This is a genomic window from Vreelandella nigrificans, assembly GCF_002374315.1.
Lineage (GTDB): Bacteria > Pseudomonadota > Gammaproteobacteria > Pseudomonadales > Halomonadaceae > Vreelandella > Vreelandella nigrificans.
In genome coordinates this window covers 1-5164 of the sequence record NZ_NWUX01000048.1, presented here as the reverse complement: position 1 = coordinate 5164, position 5164 = coordinate 1, and the positions used below count along the sequence as shown (strand labels likewise).

The 5164-nt window shown below is 55.0% G+C and carries 2 protein-coding genes; both read left to right on the top strand.

Annotation, left to right across the window (positions count from 1 at the left end; all coding sequences use genetic code 11):
• On the top strand, positions 1-1266 hold a 1266-nt coding region (locus CPA45_RS22350), incomplete at its 5' end, for an AMP-binding protein (protein ID WP_165771609.1).
• Positions 1263-5164 (top strand): non-ribosomal peptide synthetase (locus tag CPA45_RS22345; RefSeq protein WP_133066818.1); only part of this gene is annotated, 3902 nt, incomplete at its 3' end. The genes CPA45_RS22350 and CPA45_RS22345, both read left to right, overlap by 4 nt.

The window sequence follows — 5164 nt, the reverse complement described above, 5'->3', positions numbered from 1 at the left end:
ACTGTCGACGATGTGGTGTTACAGAAAACGCCCTTCAGCTTTGATGTTTCTGTATGGGAATTCTTCTGGCCGCTAATACAGGGCGCCCGACTGGTGATGGCACCACCAGGTGCTCACCGCGAGCCAGTCCAACTGGTCGAATTGATCCGTACCCACGGGATCACCACGCTACATTTCGTACCTTCAATGTTGCAGGCCTTCCTGGCCCATGGAGAGGTCGAGACCTGCACCAGCCTGACGCGCCTGGTATGCAGCGGCGAAGCGCTCCCAGCGGAGCTGCAAAATCAGGTATTTGCCCGTTTGTCTCATGCGTCGCTCTACAACCTCTATGGTCCCACCGAAGCGGCTATTGATGTTACCCACTGGACTTGCCAAAACGATGGGCGCAACCAGGTAGCGATCGGTCAACCGATTGCCGGCATTCGTACCTACGTACTGGATGGAGACCTTAACTTGGCGCCGCCTGGGGTCGCGGGTGAACTCTATCTCGGTGGCGTGGGCTTAGCACGGGGCTACCTGCATCGCCCTGACCTTACCTCAGAACGTTTTGTCGCCGACCCTTTTGTACAGGGGGAACGCCTCTACCGCACCGGCGACCTAGTACGCTGGAGGGAGGATGGTCAGCTTGAGTACTTGGGCCGTCTTGATTATCAAGTGAAGATCCGCGGCTTGCGGATCGAACTAGGTGAAATTGAAGCCGAGCTATTAGCTCTGCCGGAGGTTCGCGAGGCGGTGGTGGTAGCCCAAGACGGCCTCAGTGGTTCGAGGCTGGTGGCCTATGTGGCTCCCCAGACCGGTAGTGAGCTTGATAGCACCCTACTGCGTGAGGCGCTGGGTCAAAAGCTACCGGATTATATGGTGCCGGGAGTCGTAGTCACCCTTGATGCACTGCCGCTGAATGCCAACGGCAAAGTAGACCGCAAGGCCCTGCCCGAGCCGGATTTGGCCAGTGACACGCACTATGAGCCGCCTCAGGGAGAGGTAGAAGAAGCGCTGGCGGAAATCTGGTCAGAGCTACTTGATGTCGAACGGGTAGGACGACACGACAATTTCTTCGAGTTGGGGGGGGACTCGCTACTTGCGATGCAAATGGCGGCTCGCATTCAAGCTGATATGCAAGTTGAGCTCAAAATATCGCAAGTGTTTAAAAATCCACTACTCCGTGACTTAGCAGAATGCATTTCCACGCTCAACAGTGAGCACTCCTTTGAGCAGTCGCTCTCCGATATTGATTCCTTCATCGACAGCATGGATACCGTTCAATGAGTAATATCGATACTCGTCGTATTGCAGAGCGTTTTATCGGATTATCTGCCGAGCAGCGCCGCGTGGTTTATGAAAAGATTCGTGCTCAGGGATTAGGCATCGGCCAGTTCCCAATTCTTTCTCGTCCTGCAGCACAACAGAAAGTTTGTCCACCCTCTTATGCTCAACTTCGCCAGTGGTTCCTGTGGCGTTTGGATCCCCAAAGCAGCGCCTACCATATCACAGGGGCTTTGTCCCTTAAGGGGGGGCTAGACTCTGAAACACTGCGGGGTAGCTTTTCTGCTTTGATCTCTCGTCATGAAGCATTGCGCACGGTGTTCCGTGACGATGGCGAAGGTGGGGTGATGCAAGTGGTGCAGGCCGAGAGCAGCTTCGCATGGTATGAAGTTGACCTAGTCCATATGTCGAAGGTTGAGCGAGAAGCGGCGATAGATAATCATGTTGCTCTGCTTTGTAATGATCCTTTCGATTTGGAGCAGGGGCCACTTTTGCGCGTGGGGATACTGCGTTTAGCTGAAGACGAGGACCTGTTGGTAGTGGTAATGCACCACATCATCTCCGATGGCTGGTCGATGCAGTTGATCATCGATGAATTTGCTGCGGACTACTCCGCTCGGGTAGCGGGTGAGACATGGCAGCCGCTAGCCATGCCGATTCAGTACGCTGATTATGCACTCTGGCAGCGTCAGTGGATGGAGGCTGGCGAGACAGAGCGCCAGCTTGCCTACTGGAAGACGGAACTTGGCAACGAACACCCAGTGCTGCAACTGCCGACCAATCGTCCGCGCCGCAACGATGGACATTATCACGCTGCTCGCCATCAAGTGGTGCTTCCAGAGGCATTGATAAACGGGCTACGCAAGCGAACCCAAGCTCAGGGCGTCACCTTGTTTATGACGCTACTGACAGGTTTCCAGTCACTGCTATATCGCTATACCGGTCAGGAAGATATCCGGGTCGGGGTACCGATCGCCAACCGCCACCGTACGGAAACTCAAGGCGTAGTGGGCTTCTTCGTTAATACACAAGTACTGCGCAACCGGTTGAATGGTCGTCTAAGTCTGGCTGAGGCGTTGGAACAGGGAAAACGTGCGGCACTGGGCGCGCAAGAGCATCAGGATTTCCCTTTTGAGCAATTAGTGGAAGCGCTTCAGCCCGAGCGTAGCCTGAGCCACACGCCGCTGTTCCAGGTGATGTTCAATCACCAGCGGCAAGATCATGGATCACTGCAGTCGCTACCAGGGCTGGAATTGAGTACCTGGCCGCTGGAGCAGGGAAAAGCTCAGTTAGAACTGACGCTAAATGTGGTAGAGGGCAAGGATGGTTGCCTGGAGGCAAACTTCATTTATGCAGAAGAGCTGTTTGATGTAACCACCATTGAGCGTCTAGCTCAGTACTATACAGTCATTCTACAGGCGTTGGCAGAGGTGCCGGAACGCGCGTTGAGCGATATCGAACTGCTAGATAAAGATGAACAGCTACAATTACAGGAATGGGGCGTAAACACACACCGGTATACCGATGCTCAGCCAATCCATCAATTGATCGAGCGCCAAGCCGCGGTAACGCCAGAGGCTACTGCATTAGTATTTGAAGAGCAGTCACTCTGCTATGGCGAACTCAATACTCGCGCCAACCAACTGGCCAACTATTTGATCGGAATAGGTGTAACACCTGAAACTCGGTTAGGTATCGCAGCAGAGCGCTCTATCGAGATGGTAGTGGGGCTGCTGGCGATTCTTAAAGCAGGGGGGGCCTATGTTCCGCTGGACCCAGAGTATCCCCCAGAGCGACTGGCCTTCATCGCCGAAGATAGTAGCATAGAGGTGCTGCTGACTCAGCAACACTTGCTCGAGTCATTGCCGGTAGCTGATGACCTAAGCGTTGTTGAGTTGGACTGTCTGGATGTGGCACATCACGCTTCTACCAATCCAGCGGTGACGTTGCACGGCGAGCACCTCGCCTATGTGATTTACACCTCGGGCTCCACTGGTCGGCCTAAGGGCGCGGCTGTCCGCCATAATGCCTTGACCAACTGCATGGTCTGGATGCAGGAGACCTACCAGCTCACTGATACCGATGCCGTACTGCACAAGGCGCCGTTCGGTTTTGACGTCTCGGTCTGGGAAATTTTCTGGCCGCTCAGTGTCGGGGCGCGTTTGGTGATCGCCCAACCAGGCGACCATCGAGATCCAGAGCGCATTATTGAGCTGATCCAGCGGCACGGTGTTACCACGCTCAACTTTGTGCCCTCAATGCTCAAGGCCTTTCTGGCCTATCCCGATGTTAAGGCCAAAACGCGGCTCAAGCATATTATGTGCGGCGGGGAGGCTGTTCCAGCTGCGTTACAACGGGATGTAGCTGAGTGCCTCGATGGTGCCAACTTGCATGATCTCTATGGCCCCACCGAAACTACAATTCATGTTACTCACTGGTGGTGCCATGATGACGATCACCGCCAGATCCCCATTGGGCGACCCATTAGCGGTACCCGCACCTACGTCTTGGATGGTGAGCTCAATCTGGTATCACAGGGCGTCGCGGGAGAGCTTTATCTCGGCGGGATAAGCCTGGCCCGTGGATATCTCAATCGCAGTGATCTCACGGCGGAGCGCTTTATCGCCGATCCGTTCACCGAGGGCGAACGCATCTACCGCACGGGAGATTTGGTGCGCTGGCGGGAGGATGGCCAGCTTGAGTACCTGGGCCGCCTCGACCATCAAGTGAAGATCCGTGGCCTACGTATTGAGCTAGGAGAGATCGAAGCTGAACTGCTATCACAACCGGAGATTCGCGAGGCGGTGGTAGTTGTCCAAGAAAGCCCTAGTGGCTCAAGACTGGTGGCGTATGTGGTTCCCCAAGCCGACGGTGAACTCGACACCAGTAAATTACGCGATCGATTGGGTCAACAGTTGCCAGATTATATGGTGCCGGGAGTCGTGGTCACGCTCAATGCACTGCCGCTGAATGCTAACGGTAAGGTGGATCGTAAGTCTCTGCCCGAGCCGGATTTGGCCAGTGGCACGAACTATGAGCCGCCACAGAATGAAGTGGAAGAAGCGCTGGCGGAAATCTGGTCAGAGATACTTGGCATCGAAAGGGTGGGCCGTCACGACAACTTCTTCGAGTTAGGTGGTCATTCGATATTGGCTCTGAAAGTGCTGGAGCAAATGCGGCACCGGGGGCTGACGACGCAAGTACGCACACTGTTCCAATGTCCTGAACTGGTGGCCTTCGCCCAGGCACTACAGACATCAGAGCGGCAGGAAATCGTCATCCCTCCCAACTGCATTCCAGATGACTGCTCGGCAATCCAGCCCGAAATGCTGCCTTTGATTGAACTCAATGCCGAAGAGATCAGTGCCATCGAAGCGGCAGTGCCCGGCGGTGCTAGAAATATTCAGGATATCTATCCACTGGCACCATTACAGGAGGGGATTCTCTTCCACCACCGGCTGCAGGAAGAGGGCGATGCCTATGTGACGCCTCGGCTGCTGGGCTTTGATAGCCGGGAGAGGCTGGAAGCATTTATTTCTGGTTTTAATAAGCTCATTGCCCGTCACGATATTTTACGTACTGCGGTGTACTGGGAAGAACTCCGCGAACCGGTGCAGGTGGTGTATCGACATGCCATGCTGGATATCGAATGGCCGACCATGCCAGATGTGGCCTCCGGCGGTGTGGCCGAATGGCTATACACCCAGGTGGATCCTGACTACCATCGCCTCGATGTGCGCCAAGCACCTATGATTCGGGCGCTAGCTGCATACGATGCTGAGCAGGAGCGCTGGTTGCTGCAGCTACCTAGCCACCACTTGGTTATGGATCACACCACCCTTGAGCTACTAGTGGAAGAAATTGCCCTGATCCAGCAAGGCCGTGCAGATGAGTTACCCAA